This is a genomic window from Anaeromassilibacillus sp. An200 (genome assembly GCF_002160025.1).
Taxonomy (GTDB): domain Bacteria; phylum Bacillota; class Clostridia; order Oscillospirales; family Acutalibacteraceae; genus Caccousia; species Caccousia stercoris.
The window spans coordinates 1-16,349 of sequence record NZ_NFJU01000025.1 but is presented as its reverse complement, the minus strand read 5'-3'; the positions used below and the strand labels follow the sequence as shown (position 1 = coordinate 16,349).

The window sequence follows — 16,349 nt, the reverse complement described above, 5'->3', positions numbered from 1 at the left end:
TTCCTCAACGCTCCGGGGCGGGGGTGCGGCTTCGATGGTGTCCGTCACGGCCTGCCGCAGTTCGGGCGGCAAGGTCTGCCATTCTCCGCTCAAGGTTCCTCACTTCCTTTCCGTAGCTGGCAATCAGGGCAGCCCGTTCCCTCATATCGGAGAACAGCAGCACATCCAGCAGATATTCCACATGGGATTGTTTCTGCAAGGCTTCCACGAAAAGCGGGTGCCATTCCTCGTCCGGCGTCTTGGGGGCATAGTCCCGCTTCCAGCGGCGCAGCAGATTGTGATAGTCAGACAGTACCCGGAAGCAATATCGCTCCATGCGCTTAAATTGCTGTTCCGGGGTTTCCTGCCGGGGATGGGGGCGGCGGCTCCTGCCGGGTGGCTCCTTATCCTCATAGGGGATGGAAAAGTCCTGTGCCAGCATGAGGGCGGCTTCCTTGGGGCTGACGTTTTCCAGACGGGAAACAAAGTCAATCACATCCCCGTCTGCCTGACAGCCAAAACAGTGGAAGCGCCGGTCAACCTTCATGCTGGGGTTTTTATCGTCATGGAAGGGGCAGACGCACATCCCGGTTCTTCCCACCCGGACGCCGTAATGCTCGGCGGCCTGCCGGGTGGTAATAGACTGTTTCACGGCTTCAAATACGTTCAATAGGCAAATCCTCCTGAAAATAAGAAAAGCGCCTGTCATTCTCACGGGGAAAATGGCAAGCGCCTGATTGGTTTAAAGTTCCATATCCTGTTTTTGCTGGCGGCGGGGCTGCTGGCGTTTCTGTTCTTCCCGCTGTTTGGCGCCCTCAATCTTCCAGCTTAATTGTTCGTTGATGGACGGCTTCTTTCCCGGCTCCGGCACAACCCGGCGCTGGTCGGGCGGCAGCACATGGTTTATCCAGTAGCGCACATCCCGCAGCAGCTTCATGTCCTCCTGAACCGCCTGCAAGCCCTCATTCTTTTCCGACAGTTCCCCGGAAAGCTGCTCCCGTTCCTTCTTCAATTCTTTCGTATCAAAGGGCAGTTCCTCCTGATGGGCTTTGAAAAAACGCTTGGCGGCAAGGTAGGCGTCCAGTTCTTCCCGGTGTTCGGCGGCAAATTTCTCCTTCCGGGTTTTCCAGCCGATGGAAGCGTACTTTTTGTAAACCTCTTTGTAGGCTCCGTGGTTGGCAAGATGGGAAAGCGTGGTATCAATGGCCTTTATCCGGCGTTCCGATTTTTTAATGTCGGTCTTGGCGGAAAGTATCTCCCCGCTGACCTTATCCAGATAGGCGTCAAGGCTCTCCACGGTGGAAATCTCTTTCTGCCGCAGGAAGTCAAGGGCTTCCATGACCTTGTTGAAATCGCCAACAGTGCCTTTCAGCTTCCCCTTGGAAGTCCAGCCGGTGCGTTCCCCGCTCCGCATATCCAGATACCGGGAAAGCAGTTCGGGGATGGTCGGCTCCTTGGCCTGTTCCAGCGCTTCCAGCAGCGCCGCCTTTTTCTCTTTCAGGCCGGACAGCCAGCCCCTTAAGCTGCGTACCATCTGTCGGATAGACTGCATGAGGGAATTGGCGGCTTTGATGTCCCGGTTCAGGTTGCCGATGTTGGTCTGTATGCCTTTCTTCTCCAACTGGCTGACCGCTGGCCCCATGTGGACGGTGGGGATTTTATCAATTCCCTGTCGGGCATAGGAACGAAGGTCAAGGCGCTCCGGGCTGCCGATGGCTTCCAGATAGCGGTTCGCCGTGTCCTGCCACGCCTGCCGCCATATCTCCCCGTACTTCTGGTCGTTCCAGTCCACGGTGTCCTCTTTGTGGCTTTTCCAGTTCCCGGACGGGAGCCGGATACGCTCGCCGTTCTCGTTAAGGTCGTACACCTTCCGGCTCTTGGGGAGCCACCTGCCCTGTTCGTCCATCCCCCGCATGGTAAAGAGGATATGGGCGTGGGGGTTGCCGTCCCCCTTGTCATGGATGGCAAAGTCGGCAATCATGCCTTTGGAAACAAAAAACTCCCGGCAGAAGTCCCGGATAAGGTCGGCTTGCTGCGCCGGGGGAATATCCCTCGGTATGGCAAGCACTAATCTCCGGGCAAGCTGGGAGTTCCATTGTTTTTCTATGGCTTCGGCGGCGTTCCACAAGGTATTGCGGTCTGCGTACTCCGGCGGGGCGTGGGGCGGCAGCATGATTTCGGTGTGGACGATTTCGCTTTTATGGGAATAGTATTTCTGTTTCTGGTCGTATTCGGAAAACAGCCGTTCCCCGCTCTGGTAGGCGGCGGCAGCGACAGCAGACTGGCGCTTGCTGCGCTGGACGATTTTCAGGTCAAAGTGCGGGCATGGTGGCATGACGGATTGTGACCTCCTTTCTCCCGGCGTCCGGGCATAGAAAAAGCAGGAAACCGTTTCTGATTTCCTGCTCGGTGGTGCCGCTGATGGGCGGCGGATATTTCAAAATACATTTACATGGTTTTGTGCAAATACCAGAGTCGCACAATAAAGGCAAGTTGACCAATCGCAAAGGCTCCAATAATAGTGAAACAAGGAACTACTGTCATATATCCAGTAAAAATCAAAGCAACGAGGGAAACAGAAATCGTGACATTCATTACTTTGAAGCCACTTGCCATTGCGGCATTGCCGAGTGCGATATTTCTCTCATCATTTTCTTCTATTTGCATTTCCTTGGTTTTCTTGCCAAGCAAATCGCACGCACCAGATACAATTAGTGAAATTCCAATGAGAGATGTGCCTACTACGATCAAGTCAGGACGCGGCACAGGAACGATCTCATTTATTCCCAAACCGTATATTAGCAATCCTCCCAGCAAAACAATCATTCCGGCAACTACCATTAAAATCAATAACCCTTTTTTCATAATCAATCCTCCTCGTAAATAAAAATCTCCTCAATCGTCATATTGAAGTATCGAGCAATTTTGAACGCCAACTGAATAGACGGATTGTAGCGTCCATTTTCTAAAGAGCCAATTGTTTGTCGTGATACTTCCAAGGCGCTTGCCAATTCTTCTTGCTTGATTCCTCGTTGTTTGCGGAGTTCTTCCAGTCGATTTTTCATGCGAGCCTCCTTTCTTATGGAAAGTCTACTTTCCGTATCTTTAGTATAGCACATTTGAGAAAAATGTCAAGTCTACTTTCCATATCCTTTTGTAAAAAACTTGTCGGACGGGAACAGCTTGCAGCGCAAGGTGTTCCCAGGCGGCAAGTCCACAAAGGGGTAGCTGGCGGCAGCCAGCGCAGGGGAAGTGTAGCTCCCCCTGTGATGATTGGAACAGATTGAAAATCTGCGGAAATCATCTGCTCCCTGCAAGGGGCTTCCGGCAGGACGCAACGCACCGGCTTGACCGGTGTATAGTTGCGCCCTCTTTCAGAGGGGCAGTCCACGGGCTGCGGCTCTGGAAGCGATTATGACCGTTCCCGGTCTGGCTCTTTTCTCTTGGGATGTGGCTTTTCCGTCCTCGCCTGTGCCTTGGCTTCGGCAAGCCTGCGCCGGATGGAATGGTCCCGCTTCTGGATAAACCGCTGCTTTGTATCAGCGATAAAGCGGCGGCACTCCGGCTCCGGGATGGCGTCCAGCTTTCGGATGGTACTCTCCACAATCTCCCTTGTCTGCCGGTCACGGATAACCGGAACGATTTCTTTCAGTCCCGCAAGGGTTTCTTCCTTCGTACCGGCGGCGTACTGATAGACCATAGCCAACTCGTCTTTAGAAAAATTCATCTTCATTCTGCGCCCTCCTTCTCTGTGCCGTTTCCGGCGAATACTTTTTCCATAAGCTGGCGGGTGCTGTCTTTGTGGAACAGCAGCTTCAAAAATACGCTGACCTGTTCATCCGTGATGGCTTCCGGGTGGGGAAGGTAGCTTTCCAGCATGGCGGCTCTGGTGCAAAGCCGGTGCGTCCGTTCCTTCCGTGTCAGCGTCTTTATCTGGTGTTCCAATATCTTTTCTTCATGCTGCGCCCTCCGCAGCTTCTTTTCCGTTTTCTCTATCTCCTGATTGAGTTTTTCCAGCTTTTCATTCATAGGCGGCTGTCCTCCTTCTTGGGAATGAGTACATATATTTTGTTGGGTTCCCCGAAGCCCTGACGCACTCGCAGTATTAGTCCGGCGTCCTCCAATTCATTCAGGGAACGCTTCACGGTCATGGTGCTGCGGGCAAGTGCCGCCGCCAGTTACACGATGGGGAAATGGATAAATAAAATCCCGTTGGCGTCCTCTATGCCGGACAGGAAAACAATATCCAACATCCGGGCGTACATGACCTTGGCGGTGCTGCTGATCGGGAGCCGCAGCATGGCTCTTGGCAGCGGCATACAGGGCGGCAGGGCGGTGTCTGCGGTCATAAATTCAACTTCCATTCAATCGGTGTCCTCCTTTACTTTTCGTTTTGAGCGTTTGGAAAGATAATGGGGGCAGTCCACAATGACCGCCCGGAAACTCTGCTTGCAAGTGCGCTGGCATTTCCGGCAGAGGTCGTTGTACGTTACCCGCCCCCGTTCATTGAGGAAGAAGGATAGTTCCAGCTTCCTCTTTTTCGGCATTCTCGGCATGGTGCCTCCTTAAACAAAAATCCGCCCATTTCAGCCGTAACAGCCGCAATAGACGGATAGCAGATTTTAGTGTCGTGTTTCGGGGCGATTTTCGGGGAAAAAGCGGCCATAGAACCGCCCGGAAATCCCCCGAAGTATTACGGATAGTGCAGACTACGCCCTATCGGATTGTTGTGTTTCAGTATCAATTCGGTGTTCATTTTCGCCGGTTCTCCCTGATGTCGTTCCTGCCCCTGGCTCTCACAACGGCGTTTTGCTCCCTTTGGTACGCTCGTTGCGGTCAGGGTTCCTCCATTTCCCTTCCGCAAGTCGTTGCGCTACATCGCCGGGGAGCATATCCCATACAGGCCGGTCATTCGATTGGAATAATCCATCGATGAACTACCTGTATCATAGACCATTTTTGTTCCCTGTGCCGTATATCCACAAAGTAGGATTTCGGGGCGAAAAACGGAAATTTCCACGATTATGGAAAGTATGGTATAATCCAGTTAGCGGCAGGAAAACAGCCGTCGGAAAGGAGTGAGCGCCCTATGCTGAGGGTAACTACCATACAGGAACGCCTTTGGGAGTTACGCAAAGATAAAGGCTTAAATCTGAAAGAACTGGCGCAGCAAACCGGCATTTCAAAATCAGCCCTTGCCAGCTATGAAGCCAACGACAATAAGGAAATCAACCACGGCAACCTTATCACGCTGGCCGACTTTTATGAGGTATCTCTTGATTATCTGTTCTGCCGGACAGAAAACCGGGAGCAGATAAACACGCCCCTGATGGAACTGCACCTGAATGATGAAATGGTGGCGCTTCTAAAGAGTGGCCGTATCAACAACCGGCTCCTGTGTGAGATTGCTACCAACGATAAATTTGAGCAGCTTTTGACCGACACGGAGATTTACATAGACGGCCATGCAACCTCCACCTTCCGCACCCTTTATGAGTCTTTGGAAGAACAGCGGCAGACCATCATCCAGAAATACAAGCAGGCGGAAAATGATTTCTATTCAAAGACCATCCTTGCCGCAGAGGTAAAGGAAGAAGATTTCTTCTGTCATGTGACGCACAAAACATGGGACGCCATTCTCCATGACATACGGAAAGCCCATGAGCATGACATTGACAGCACGCCGGATTATTCCCTTGCAAAGAAGATGGCTCTGGAAATCCGAAAGGCTATTCAATCTTCCGGGGATTATCTCGGAAAAGTGTGGGCGGTCATTTTCAATATGCTCGGCATTGACTTTTACAAGCTGCCGCCGGATGAACAGAAGATATTGAAAAGGATACTGTCAAAATCTCCGAACATCAAGAACAGTCCCTTCAACTTCCGGCGCAAGAGAAAATGAAAAACTGCCGTTGTGGGAATGAGTGTTCCTGCAACGGCAGCTTTGTGTAATGAATTGAATTTTTACTTCAGTATTTCAATCTGGATTCATCATTTTACGATTGTTTTTTACATCTAAAAAATATAAAATCTGGTCGGTGAAGTGTTCCACCAAACTGGGCTGGATACTGCTTTCTCATTTCATCGGATACATGAGATTCCTCGCATTCTTCAATCAAAAATCCAGCATTTACTATAGTATTAACAATACTGGAAAATGTTCGATGATAAACTTCATAGTCCTCGACAACCCATTTGACTGTCCTTTTTCCCTCAACCATATAGTTGCTGATATTCGCATAAAGTCTTTCGCCCGATTCTGTCCGGGTATATCTATCATATTGACCATCCCATGCGGTTGCCATTGGATGAGACATACTAAATACAAAATGGGCACCATATTTTAATAGACCATATATATTTTTCATTAGTTTGTCTAAATCTTCGGCATAATCAAATGCTAAGGAACTTGTAATCAAATCGAACTGCTCATCAATTTGACATATATCTTCCAATGCCATTTGTCGGTAAGTAATATTTTTTGCATGGAAATGTTCCTTTGCATACTCAAGCATTTTCTCAGAAATATCAATACCCAATACAGATTCAGCCCCCATATCAGAATACTGCTTTGCGTGTTGTCCCATGCCACAACCTATGTCCAGTACCCTTTTTCCATCTACTTCTGGAATCATCGCAAGTAGAATCGGGGTTTCTATGCAATCATTGAAATTAATCTTGTTGTTGCGAAGATTCTTGAAATTTTCAAAAAAGCTATCATTATCATAAATATTTTGTTTTGCCATGTATTCTTCTCCCCTTGGTGCATTTTTGTAAATACTCCACGTTCAAATTTATCACTCTGCTTTATCAACAGAATGGTCTTCCTTCTCCAATTCTATTACATCCAAAATGCCACAATTCAGGGCTTCGCAAATACGAACCAGCGTTTCCATGCTGATATTTTTGCCCTTACCCATGTTGGCAATCATATTTGTGGTAAGACCGGCGGCAATCCGCAAGTCCTCTTTCCTCATATTGCGCTCAACCAGCGTGTGCCAGAGGGGTTTATAGCTTATGTGCATTTATCCTCCTGCCTTTCTCCCGGTTCCGGGGTTCCTGTTCCCATTATATCAAAGTTCTTGCTATTCCACAAATATTTCTTGACACAATCGCCGGTTCCGTCTGGATTGTGCTTTTCCTTTCTTCTCTTGATTACATCTACTTAGCCATAAGCTGCTTGATGCCCTGGGATTTTGCTAATGTGCGATAAAGAAGTAATAGAAGTGTAAAAAATTTTGCCGTTCCTATCCGGCACTTAGGGCTGTGTCGGATAGGTCAGGCGTTAGGCTTCCGGCAAGTCTATCTTGCCGACAAAGCTGTAATAAATCTCAATGTCCTGCCTGCGGGTGCCGTTCTCGTCATAGCTGCACTCATGCACGACGATTTTCTCAATCATTTCCCGCAAGAGGGTGGGGGTCAATTCTTCAAAAGCAAGGTGCTTTCTCACAATCCCCATGAATTTCTCGGCGTTGACGGTGGCGGCCTGCGACTTGGAAAGTTCCTCCTGCAAAGCGGCAGCCCGGTCTTTCAGTTCCCGCTGCTCCTGCTCATAGTCCGCCGACAGCTCCATGAAACGCTCGTCGCTGATTTTGCCGCTTACATTGTCCTCATACAGCCGCTTGATAATGCGGTTCACTTCGGCAATGCGTGTCTGGGCCTGTTCAAGCTGCTTCGTGGCTGCGGCGGTCTTTCTCTTGCCGCCGATTTCGTTCTGCTGGATGAGCAGCTTTACAAAGCGGCTCTCATGCCTGGCGGCGTATTCCGTCACTTGCCGGAGATTGGAAAGCACGCCCGCCGTCAAAAGGTCGGTGCGGATAAAGTGTGCCGTACAGTCACGGGTACGCTTCTTGTAGCTGCCGCAGATATAACAGTCCTGCTTGCGGTTCTTGTTCTGATACCGCTGCTGATACAGCACATGGCCGCAGTCGGCGCAGAACAGCATACCAGAGAACAGCCCCACTTCATCATAGCGGTTCGGGCGTTTTCGCTGCTTGCGTAACTCCTGCACACGCTCCCATGTTTCCGTGTCGATAATCGGCTCATGGTGATTTGGGAAGATAGCCTGCTTCTCGATGGGGTTCTCAACGCTGTGCTTGACCTTGTAAGAGGGCTTCTCCGTCTTGAAGTTTACCAGACAGCCAGTGTACTCCCGGTTTTCCAGCAGATGGACGACGGTGTTTGTCGCCCACTTGCACTCATAGCCGGGGTGGTAGCGTCGGGTGCTGCCCGTCCTGCGGTATTCCAGCGTCCCCGGCGTGGGGATTTGCTGCTCCGTCAGCATACGGGCAATCTTGGTCGGGCCATTTCCCGCAAGGCAAAGCTGGTAAATCTGCCGGACAACCGGGGCGGCTTCCTCGTCAACGATATAGTTCTCGTCCTTGTCCATGAGATAGCCATAGACTGGCTTGCTGGTTACAGGCTTGCCGCTCATGCCTTTTGCTTTCTTTACTGCCTTGATTTTCTTGCTCGTATCTCTCACCAGCCATTCGTTAAATAAGTTCCGCAGAGGGGTAAAATCATTGTCCATGCCGCCGTTTGCGCTGTCCACGTTGTCATTGACAGCGATAAAACGCACGCCCTTTTGAGGGAACAGCATTTCCGTGTAAAATCCCACCTGCAAGTAATTACGCCCCAGCCTGCTCATGTCCTTGACTATGACGGTGCCGACTTTCCCGGCTTCAATGTCTGCAAGCATGGCTTGAAATCCGGGCCGCTGGAAGTTCGCACCTGAGTAGCCGTCGTCGGTGTACCAGCGCAGATTGGTAAAGCCGTTCTGCTTGGCGTAGGCTTCCAAAATCCGTTTCTGGTTGGAAATGGAATTGCTCTCGCCTTGCAATTCGTCCTCATGGGACAATCTCGGATAAAGGGCGGTAATGAGGTTTTGGGTGGCTTGTCTTAACATAAAATCCTCCGTTTCCGACAGCCAGCCCCACTATTCCGTAGCTTTATTGTACCACGGAATAGCGGGGGCTGTATAGCGGCAAAAGTGTAAAATCTGCTTCTTTATGGTTTGTCAAATTGCCGGTTTTTGTGTAGCAGCGGCTTCCGCTTCCAGTACCCTCGCCATCTTGTCGGCGGCGGTGCTGGTGGTGTCTTTCTTGAAAAAGCCGGACACGACAAGAACGGTATTCCCCATGCGGATTTCCGTCACGCAGTCGGGGCGGCGGGTGGTACGGTGGTCGTGCTGCTTGATATTCTCCATAGGCAATACTCCTTTCATTCAGCCAGCAGTTTCTTCATGGTTTCCATTTTCCGCTTTGCGGTTTCCTGCCGGAAGTTGACGCCAGTAAAGCGTATCGGGACGCACATGGACAGCAGTCGGTCATAAATCCGGGAATGGGCCGTGTCTGTCGGCTTTTTCAACTCGTCCAGCGGGCGGTTGGTGGTGGCGATCAGCGGCTTGTTGCTGCGGTATCGGGTATCAATCACATGGAATACCTGTTCCAGTCCATAGTCGGTGCCACGCTCCATGCCGAAGTCGTCAATGATAAGCAGCGGATAGCGGCAAAGGCGGGAAATATACTCATTCCGGCCTGTAAAGCCGGGAGAGAGGTCGCCCAGGATAACGGCGAAGTTCGTCATATATACGGGGACTTCTTTCTCCATGAGGGCGTTTGCGATACAGCCCGCAAGGTAGCTTTTCCCGTTGCCGACGTTCCCCCAGAACAGGCAGCCGATGTTTTCGGCCTGCATTTCTTCCCAATGCTCCGCATACCGCCGGGCAATCCCGGTCTGCGGGTTTCTGCCGTTGTCGTTCTCGAATGTCCATTGCTGCATGGCTGAGTCGGCAAAAGCCCTCTGTTTCAGATTTTCCACGGCTTCCACATGGCGGCGGTGTTCCTCGGCGGCCTGCCGCTGCTCACGGGCGGCTCTCTGGCAGTCGCACTCTGCCGGGTGGCGGTCACGGCCAAACAGCTCCTTACCCTCCGGGAAGTAGGCTTCTTTCGGCGTATGGCACTTTCCGCAGTAAAGCAGTCCGTCCTCGCCGATATAGTCCTCCATCTCCGGGGCGGCGGTTGTCATGTTCTCCAAAATATCTTTGATTTCACTTGTCATAAGCTTTCTCCCTCCATACAGGTATAGTCGGGGATGCCCTGTTTTACGGCTCCCTTTTTGTCATTGGCCGCCCATCTGTGCAAGGCGGCGGCATAATTCTGGTAGGCTTTCCCGCTGGCGGCAAGGTAATGGCTCATTTCCTCAATCAGCCGTTCCAGCCTGTCCGGGTATTCTGCCTGTAACTCGTCATATTCGTCCTTTGACAGAAAAATATTCTCATATCGGCCATAAGCTGTGGGCGGCTCCCCACTCGCTCTCATTGTTTGGTTCTCTATTAAGTTGTTTATATTAGTTTTGTTAGGGGTCGGTTTTCCGACCATCATAGGGTCGGTTTTCCGACCGTCATAAGGTCGCTTTTCCGACTGTATGAGGGTCGCTTTTCCGGCCATCAGTTGGTCGGAAAACCGTACCACTGGGACAGGCGGCACTTTCACATAAAGCCGATTGGGTGCGGAGAAGCCCCGCCGTTCCCGTTCTAAAAGCCCGGCTGCGTCCAGTTCTTTCAAGGCTCCCTTGATGGCGGTACAACCCTTGTCCAGCATTTCCGCTATCTCCGCAACGGGGTAGACAATGAATATCCTGCCCTCGCCGTCCTGCCAGCCGTTCTTCTGTGACAGGGTGGAGCGGTCTAATAAAAGCGCATACAGCAGCTTGGCGGTCTGTGAAATCTCCATTTTCAGCAGGAAACGGGGGTATGGAAGATAGGCGGGCAGCGTGGTGTCTGCCCTGATATAATCAGCGATAGTATCACCTCCCTCTGTGTTGTGTCGTTTTTGGGCTTTGTCACGCATTAGGACGGCATTTCCGGGGGGAAAGGATAAATGTATCGCATACCCTTTGACACCCACGAAAAAAGCCTTGATTTATGCGGGTTTGAAAGGCTCTAAAGCGTGACATTTCTGCCTTTGTTTCCGCTTTCTCTCGGCGGCTTTGCGTTTCTTCATGCACCCGGCGCAGCCGGGGCAGTATTTCCCCCGGTTGGATTTGGGGACAAAGGCCGCCCCGCAGACCGCGCAGCGTTTCCGGCTCCCCCGGTACAAGAGGGCTGCGGCCAGCTCCCCGTCAAGGGGCAGGACAGCCACACGGAACCAGCGGCACATGAGGGAATAGGAAATGCTCTGGACGCACACGCAAGGCTCCCCGTCGTCTAACAGCAGGCAGTTCCCCTCGTCGTAGTTACAGCACTCATGCACAAGGCGGCGGGCTGCCTGGTGCTGGCGGTAGTCCATGCGGGACGGCTTATCGTTCATGGCTCTGCTCCTTTCTGCGGTGCGGCTCTTCCCGGCGCAAAATCTGGTCGATGTTCCGCTTGACGGTCTGCAACTCCCTGAACCGCTGCTTCTGTTCGTGATAGGTGTTGTACAGGCCGTCTTTCTCGGAGATAAGCTGCTCGATCTCGGCCTGCAACGCTTTTCGGCCGGGCAGCTTGGTAAGCCCCTGTGCCTTGAAATACCGGGCGGCGGCTTCGGCTATGATAAAATCGCTCTCGTTTGCCTGGCGGTATGCGGCGCGGGCTTTCTCGGATTTCTGCGCTTTCAGCCCCTCGCGGATGGGCTTGGTCTTGGCATAGGCAAGTACCTGTTGCCGCAACTCCCTTTTCCCTTGCAGCTTCGTTTCCAGTGCTTTCAGTTCGCCGCTGGTCTGGCGCATTTCCTGATAGGCGGTAGCAACGGCGGCTTCAAGCTGTTCCGGGGAAGAAAAGCCGTACTGTTGGTAGATGGTCAGGGTCTTGGCGGCCTGTTTCAGATTGTGTATCTTCGCCCATCGTTCATAGCCTTTGCCCTTGCCCTCGGCCATCTTCTGCTCAATGTCCACAAGCCGCTGCACACTGTCCTGTCTGGGGTCGATTTTCCCTGTCTTTTCGCCCTGTAAGCGGCCTTTCCCGGCGTGTAGGTATTCGGGTATGGCTGCGGTCTGTTCGGCGGCTCTGGCGGCTTGGTGCTGCGGGGTGTAGCGAACCGTTACGCCCCTCTGGGCGTTCTGCTCCAAAACGGCAAGGACGGCGGTGCGGTCAAAGTCGCCGCCCAGCTTCCGGGCGGTGATAGGCTTCGTCCTGTCTGGCGTGAGGTAGGACAGCCGCCCCCGGCTCTCCTTGACGGTCACACCCTCCCGCAACAGCAGAGAGGAAAACTCGTCAAAGCTGGCAGCGGTGGCAAGGGCTTTCCGTAGGGTCTGCCGCAGCTTCTCCTTGTTCGTTTCAAACTTGGTCTGCCGGGGCGTGATACCGCCTGCAATCATGGGGGCGTTCTGCTTGTCCAGTGCGGCCTGTCCCTTTTTCTGCGCCCAATATTCCCGGTCTGTGACACGGTTCTTGCTGCCGTTCAAGAGGTCGATTTGGTAAAGTCCTTCCCGGTGGCACATCTCCATGACCTCGGACTTGAAGTAGCGTAGGGCTGCGTCGGTGCAGCGGTGCTTGCACCCGGCTTTCGTGTCCGCTGGCCTGTCCATGTAGGGCAGGAACGGCACTTCCTCTATCCGCAGGCTGTTAATGACGATATGCACATGGATGTTGCCGCTGTGGTTATGCCCGTCCGGGTGGGTGCAGACAAGGGCCTGATGGCCGGGGAAATGCTCTTTACAGAATTGCTCCCCCAACGCCTGCGCCCGGTCTACGGTCAGGCCGTTGTCCGGCCCGTCCCGTGGGTCAAAGCTGATGATATAGTGGTGGCTTTTCACATCCTCCCGCCGCTGATTTTTCTCATAGCGGAGATTGGAGCGCATACACGCAACGGCAAAATCCTCGCCGCCGCAGTTCAGCGTGGACAAGCGATAATCCTCACGGGGGATAAGCCTGCCGTTTTCATCAAGGACGGGCTTCATAGTAAATTCGTCATGCTCAAAGAGCAGGTATTGTTCGGCGGCTCCGTAGTCGGCGTTCTTAGAGCCTAAATGCTTGAGTGTTGCCAACGGCGTCACCTACTTTCTTTAGGACTTCATACTTGAGGGCGGCAAGGTCGGCGGCCGCTTCCCGCAATTCCTTTGCCATAGCCGGGTAGGGGCTATGCCACTCGTTGAGGGTGCGGGCAATCTGGTTGAGATTGCCGCCAATCCTGCCGTACTCGGCTGTGAGCTTCCCGACAGCGGCAAGCAGCTCGTCGTTGACGGGGGAAACGGTTATGATGGGGCGTATGGCTGCCCCGGTTATGGCTTGCCGGATAAACTCGGCTTGGCTCATGTGGTAAGCAGAAAGCCTTTCCGCAAACTCGGTGTATTCTTCCTCGGTCATGCGTGTCTTGACTACCCGGCTGCGGTGCGGCGTGTTGTATCGTTTTCGCATGATAAAAACCTCCTTTCGGCTGCCGCATGGCTGCGGCGGGATAAGCGGCGTAAGCCGCATAAGCAGGGTTTGGGGAAGGCACTCCCCAACAAGATTCCCGCAAGGACAAAATGAGCAAACAGCGAAATTTGGTACTGCGGTAGAATCTTGCTCTAAGAAAAGCACGCTCCGGCTCGGCGTACTTTTTACTCAATTTCTCCTGTTATGTCCTACTACGGACAACTTGCGATTTTGCCAAACGGAACGGCAAACTTTTTTCAACGCTGCACACTTTAGGAGAAATGGGCGCAAAAAAAGCAGCAAACCTTTTTCAGATTTACTGCTTGTATGTGCCGCTATGACGGCGGCGGGTATTCAGTTGTATTTGCTTATTTCAGTTCGGCAAATTGGAATTCATCGTTCCTGCACTTCTTTTCCGCTCATATGCTCTATTTCAATTTCAAACATCTGAACGGCTCTTCCGGATGATGCCACTGCTTCATCTACCAGCTTTTCATCAGGATAATATTTCATCGCAAATTTCTTTATCAGCATCATTGTGGCTTCCTGATTTTCGACTAAGTGGCAGCGTCCAAAGACAACCGTACTTTGAAGAAATGGTGCCCACGATTCTTCCTGAATGCGTTCATTACCATATACAGTAAAGCAAACCTTATCACATACTTTCAAACAATCCACCTTATAGCCTGCTTTGGCTCCATGAAAAACAATCTTATGCGCATCTTCATCATATAGATAATTGATCGGTATCGCATAGGGATAACCATCATCACCGTTAACTGCCAGTATACCACGTCGAGAAGAACGTAGCAGTTCTTTCGCTTCGTCTGTGCTGATTTCATTTCTCTTTTTTCTAATTGATCTAAACATTGAAATTACCTCCGAAAATTCTAAGTTGTTAACCTCTTTCTCTGTTCCATCTTCTTGCCCTTAGGACAAGAAGCATCTTTCGCTCTAAAGAGCTCGGTCAATTCATGTTTGTAACTGGCTTCATTCTATCATATTTCGATACGAAAATCAATACTCAACGGTCAAACTGAAACTTAAAAATGCTCTCAATCAAATTCTGTTTTCCATATCAACATTATTAAGGGGCGGCAGCACTTTAGTCTGTCGCCCCTTGATTACCCGTCTGCGAAACCGGGCGGTGCTGTCAACGGCGGGCGAAGCCCGTTCATCTTGACCGTTGACTGCTCCGGTTGGCTTTGCTATTTACTAACTGATTTGTGGAATAGTACAACATAACAAGTGTTGCACTAAGCAATATTCCACCCACAATATCAGTAAACCAATGCACACCAGATAAAACCCGCCCAATGACCATAGAACTTGCATAGATACCACAAAGGATATTTACGATGTTTCTTAATCCTTTGCTTGAAATCAAGTGGTGAAATTGCATAATAGCCGTAGGCATAATGCACATCATAAGCATTGTTGTAGAGGACGGATAAGAGGCTTCCAAAACACCCTCAATCAAAACAGGTCTGTAATTTACAACAAAAAACTCAAAAAAGAGATATGCCAAAAATACAAGCACATAAAAACCGCCTAATACCAAAATACTGCTATCTACACGAAACAGACTTTTCCTTTTAATAAGTTGCACAAGACCTACCATTGCAAATCCGAACATGATAAACAGTACAGCAATACTCAACCAGTCTGTTATACTATATAGCAGCATATTCACACCAAACAGCGTATGAAAATATTGATTGACTTCCGCAAACCCGACAGATGAACCCTGTGGGCCGATTGGCTGCACATCAACAAACATAATTGCCACTGTGTAGAGAATGAACAAAACCAACAGTCCGGCAGCTACAATAAAATTGTTTTGGATTTTTTTCTTTTCTTCTTTCATTTTTTTGCTCCTTTGTTTTTAATGTATTTGGCTCTTGCCTAATCACACTTTAACTTTGGAGTGAAAAAAACGAAAGAATTTGCCCGTCACATCATTGATACGCTTCGTGTCATGGGCGTTTTAGCAACAAAGCGCCCTTGATAATCAACAAAACAAATGTAAAAAAGGCTACATAAGGTTGAAGGCTTGCAATAAAGATAACAACGCTAATTATAGTCAATGTCATAGATAAGATAGTCTTTGTTTTTATCCAAATAATGCTGGAATAATTTTGCAAAGCTAACGTAGCAATACCACAAGCAACTGTTAATAAAATGATTGCAAAATATGTAACTTTTATGAACAATGGTGTTTCCTGTAACGATAGCAAAGACACTTGACGAATTATCTCGCCCCCTTGCTGTCCAAAAAGAGGGATAAAAAACAACATCCCAACAGAGCAATCAATCAAGCCAAATACTAAATCACGCATATGCTGTGTTTTTTGGTGACTATCTTTTTCTGCCATACAAATCAGTTCTCTATTGGATAACAGTTCATCTATTGTTACTCCGAAAAATTCTGCAATGGCTTTTAAGGAGTCAATGCTTGGATAGCCACGCCCTGACTCCCATTTTGAAATGGCAGTTCGTGAAACAAACAGTATTTCAGAAAGTTCTTCTTGTGTTAGATTTTTTTGTTTTCTAAGTTCTTGCAGCTTTTCGTGAAATTCCATAAACGTTTACCACCTTGATATTTTTTGTTTTTATTTTACCATACGGATACAACTTTTTATAGCCGGTCTTTCAAATTACGGAATAGGGGCGGTTGCCTATCAAATTATTGTGTTACTTTACGGCACATGAGCATTACTGGCAGGGTTGTCCTGGCCGTAACCTTCCAGAAGGTTGATGCCGCCCCACACGCACAGGCCGCCGCCCAGCGCGATCACCAGAGTCTGCAATACGTCGATAGCGTTAGTGAAAAAATCCATAAATCATATTTCCTTTCGTTTGTAGAATTGTTATTGAAGATCCGTTGCTGTCAATTCGTACATCTCGAAAGGCTCATCCGGCTTTACGATGGCCGGTTTGCGTTTCATGTACCGTTCCATATCAAAGAGGTACTTCTTGTCGGCGTCGGCGGTGTACTTATAGTTCGGGTGCTTCGTCAGGTCGTACTTGTCCG

At 50.3% G+C, this 16,349-nt stretch carries 22 protein-coding genes and 1 pseudogene; 1 reads left to right on the top strand and 22 read right to left on the bottom strand.

The genetic code is table 11. The features are described 5' to 3' along the window. Nucleotides 1-4: 4 nt before the first annotated feature. The 9 genes from B5F35_RS12590 to B5F35_RS19030 all read right to left on the bottom strand — a co-directional run bounded on the left by B5F35_RS12590 (nucleotide 5) and on the right by B5F35_RS19030 (nucleotide 4,535). Complete coding sequence (locus tag B5F35_RS12590; RefSeq protein ID WP_193500438.1) at nucleotides 5-649, bottom strand: CHC2 zinc finger domain-containing protein; 645 nt, start codon at nucleotides 647-649, stop codon at nucleotides 5-7. A 72-nt stretch (nucleotides 650-721) separates the two neighbouring features. Continuing rightward, nucleotides 722-2,314, bottom strand: coding sequence for a MobQ family relaxase (gene mobQ, locus B5F35_RS12585; protein WP_087241475.1), 1,593 nt, complete (start codon nucleotides 2,312-2,314; stop codon nucleotides 722-724). A gap of 113 nt (nucleotides 2,315-2,427) precedes the next feature. Next, nucleotides 2,428-2,844, bottom strand: coding sequence for a hypothetical protein (locus B5F35_RS12580; RefSeq protein ID WP_087241473.1), 417 nt, complete (start codon nucleotides 2,842-2,844; stop codon nucleotides 2,428-2,430). Between the two features lie 2 nt (nucleotides 2,845-2,846). After that, nucleotides 2,847-3,044, bottom strand: a complete 198-nt coding sequence (gene relB / locus B5F35_RS12575) for a type II toxin-antitoxin system RelB family anti-toxin (RefSeq protein WP_087241471.1) — start codon at nucleotides 3,042-3,044, stop codon at nucleotides 2,847-2,849. A 347-nt stretch (nucleotides 3,045-3,391) separates the two neighbouring features. Beyond that, nucleotides 3,392-3,712: a transposon-transfer assisting family protein gene (locus B5F35_RS12565; protein WP_087241468.1), complete on the bottom strand. Its 321-nt coding sequence runs from the start codon at nucleotides 3,710-3,712 to the stop codon at nucleotides 3,392-3,394. Continuing rightward, on the bottom strand, nucleotides 3,709-4,008 hold the full coding sequence (locus tag B5F35_RS12560; RefSeq protein ID WP_087241466.1) for a DUF3847 domain-containing protein: 300 nt from the start codon (nucleotides 4,006-4,008) through the stop codon (nucleotides 3,709-3,711). The genes B5F35_RS12565 and B5F35_RS12560 overlap by 4 nt, the downstream gene beginning before the upstream one ends. Next, nucleotides 4,005-4,157 (bottom strand): DeoR family transcriptional regulator, encoded by a 153-nt coding sequence (locus tag B5F35_RS19655; RefSeq protein ID WP_442856477.1) that lies wholly within the window; start codon nucleotides 4,155-4,157, stop codon nucleotides 4,005-4,007. The genes B5F35_RS12560 and B5F35_RS19655 overlap by 4 nt, the downstream gene beginning before the upstream one ends. Then, entirely contained in the window at nucleotides 4,158-4,343 is a 186-nt protein-coding gene (locus tag B5F35_RS19650) for a hypothetical protein (protein WP_442856473.1), read from the bottom strand. Beyond that, the gene (locus B5F35_RS19030) at nucleotides 4,344-4,535 is read right to left on the bottom strand and encodes a hypothetical protein (RefSeq protein ID WP_172455309.1); all 192 of its coding nucleotides are present in this window, start codon (nucleotides 4,533-4,535) and stop codon (nucleotides 4,344-4,346) included. A 533-nt stretch (nucleotides 4,536-5,068) separates the two neighbouring features. Here B5F35_RS19030 and B5F35_RS12545 point away from each other — a divergent pair. Next, complete coding sequence (locus B5F35_RS12545; RefSeq protein ID WP_087241464.1) at nucleotides 5,069-5,881, top strand: helix-turn-helix domain-containing protein; 813 nt, start codon at nucleotides 5,069-5,071, stop codon at nucleotides 5,879-5,881. A gap of 94 nt (nucleotides 5,882-5,975) precedes the next feature. On the opposite strand, the gene B5F35_RS12540 is transcribed toward B5F35_RS12545, so the two are convergent. The 13 genes and pseudogenes from B5F35_RS12540 to B5F35_RS12480 all read right to left on the bottom strand — a co-directional run. Beyond that, nucleotides 5,976-6,725 (bottom strand): class I SAM-dependent methyltransferase, encoded by a 750-nt coding sequence (locus B5F35_RS12540; RefSeq protein WP_087241462.1) that lies wholly within the window; start codon nucleotides 6,723-6,725, stop codon nucleotides 5,976-5,978. 51 nt (nucleotides 6,726-6,776) lie between these two features. After that, nucleotides 6,777-7,004, bottom strand: coding sequence for a helix-turn-helix domain-containing protein (locus tag B5F35_RS12535; RefSeq protein WP_087241460.1), 228 nt, complete (start codon nucleotides 7,002-7,004; stop codon nucleotides 6,777-6,779). A gap of 260 nt (nucleotides 7,005-7,264) precedes the next feature. Further along, nucleotides 7,265-8,884: an IME_Rho_tet family element recombinase gene (locus B5F35_RS12530; protein WP_000945966.1), complete on the bottom strand. Its 1,620-nt coding sequence runs from the start codon at nucleotides 8,882-8,884 to the stop codon at nucleotides 7,265-7,267. Nucleotides 8,885-8,995: 111 nt separating this feature from the next. Then, nucleotides 8,996-9,184: a transposon-encoded TnpW family protein gene (locus B5F35_RS12525; RefSeq protein WP_087241457.1), complete on the bottom strand. Its 189-nt coding sequence runs from the start codon at nucleotides 9,182-9,184 to the stop codon at nucleotides 8,996-8,998. Between the two features lie 14 nt (nucleotides 9,185-9,198). Further along, entirely contained in the window at nucleotides 9,199-10,038 is an 840-nt protein-coding gene (locus B5F35_RS12520; protein WP_000200031.1) for an ATP-binding protein, read from the bottom strand. Then, the gene (locus tag B5F35_RS12515; protein WP_001205019.1) at nucleotides 10,035-10,829 is read right to left on the bottom strand and encodes a replication initiator protein A; all 795 of its coding nucleotides are present in this window, start codon (nucleotides 10,827-10,829) and stop codon (nucleotides 10,035-10,037) included. Before B5F35_RS12515 ends, B5F35_RS12520 begins: the two co-directional genes overlap by 4 nt. Nucleotides 10,830-10,901: 72 nt before the next feature. Then, nucleotides 10,902-11,288: an IME_Rho_tet family cysteine-rich VLP protein gene (locus tag B5F35_RS12510; protein WP_000998386.1), complete on the bottom strand. Its 387-nt coding sequence runs from the start codon at nucleotides 11,286-11,288 to the stop codon at nucleotides 10,902-10,904. Then, on the bottom strand, nucleotides 11,278-12,945 hold the full coding sequence (locus tag B5F35_RS12505; RefSeq protein ID WP_009249723.1) for a relaxase/mobilization nuclease domain-containing protein: 1,668 nt from the start codon (nucleotides 12,943-12,945) through the stop codon (nucleotides 11,278-11,280). Before B5F35_RS12505 ends, B5F35_RS12510 begins: the two co-directional genes overlap by 11 nt. Continuing rightward, nucleotides 12,917-13,315 carry an IME relaxosome accessory protein gene (locus tag B5F35_RS12500; protein ID WP_087241455.1) on the bottom strand — a complete coding sequence of 133 codons (399 nt, stop codon included), beginning with the start codon at nucleotides 13,313-13,315 and terminating at the stop codon, nucleotides 12,917-12,919. The genes B5F35_RS12505 and B5F35_RS12500 overlap by 29 nt, the downstream gene beginning before the upstream one ends. A gap of 393 nt (nucleotides 13,316-13,708) precedes the next feature. Next, the gene (locus tag B5F35_RS12495) at nucleotides 13,709-14,185 is read right to left on the bottom strand and encodes a pyridoxamine 5'-phosphate oxidase family protein (RefSeq protein WP_087241453.1); all 477 of its coding nucleotides are present in this window, start codon (nucleotides 14,183-14,185) and stop codon (nucleotides 13,709-13,711) included. 304 nt (nucleotides 14,186-14,489) lie between these two features. Next, nucleotides 14,490-15,182 (bottom strand): phosphatase PAP2 family protein, encoded by a 693-nt coding sequence (locus B5F35_RS12490; protein ID WP_087241451.1) that lies wholly within the window; start codon nucleotides 15,180-15,182, stop codon nucleotides 14,490-14,492. A gap of 109 nt (nucleotides 15,183-15,291) precedes the next feature. Beyond that, entirely contained in the window at nucleotides 15,292-15,897 is a 606-nt protein-coding gene (gene relB, locus B5F35_RS12485; RefSeq protein ID WP_087241449.1) for a type II toxin-antitoxin system RelB family anti-toxin, read from the bottom strand. Between the two features lie 129 nt (nucleotides 15,898-16,026). Next, nucleotides 16,027-16,155 (bottom strand): annotated as a pseudogene (locus B5F35_RS12480) (Maff2 family mobile element protein); the annotation flags it as partial. Between the last annotated feature and the right edge of the window lie 194 nt (nucleotides 16,156-16,349).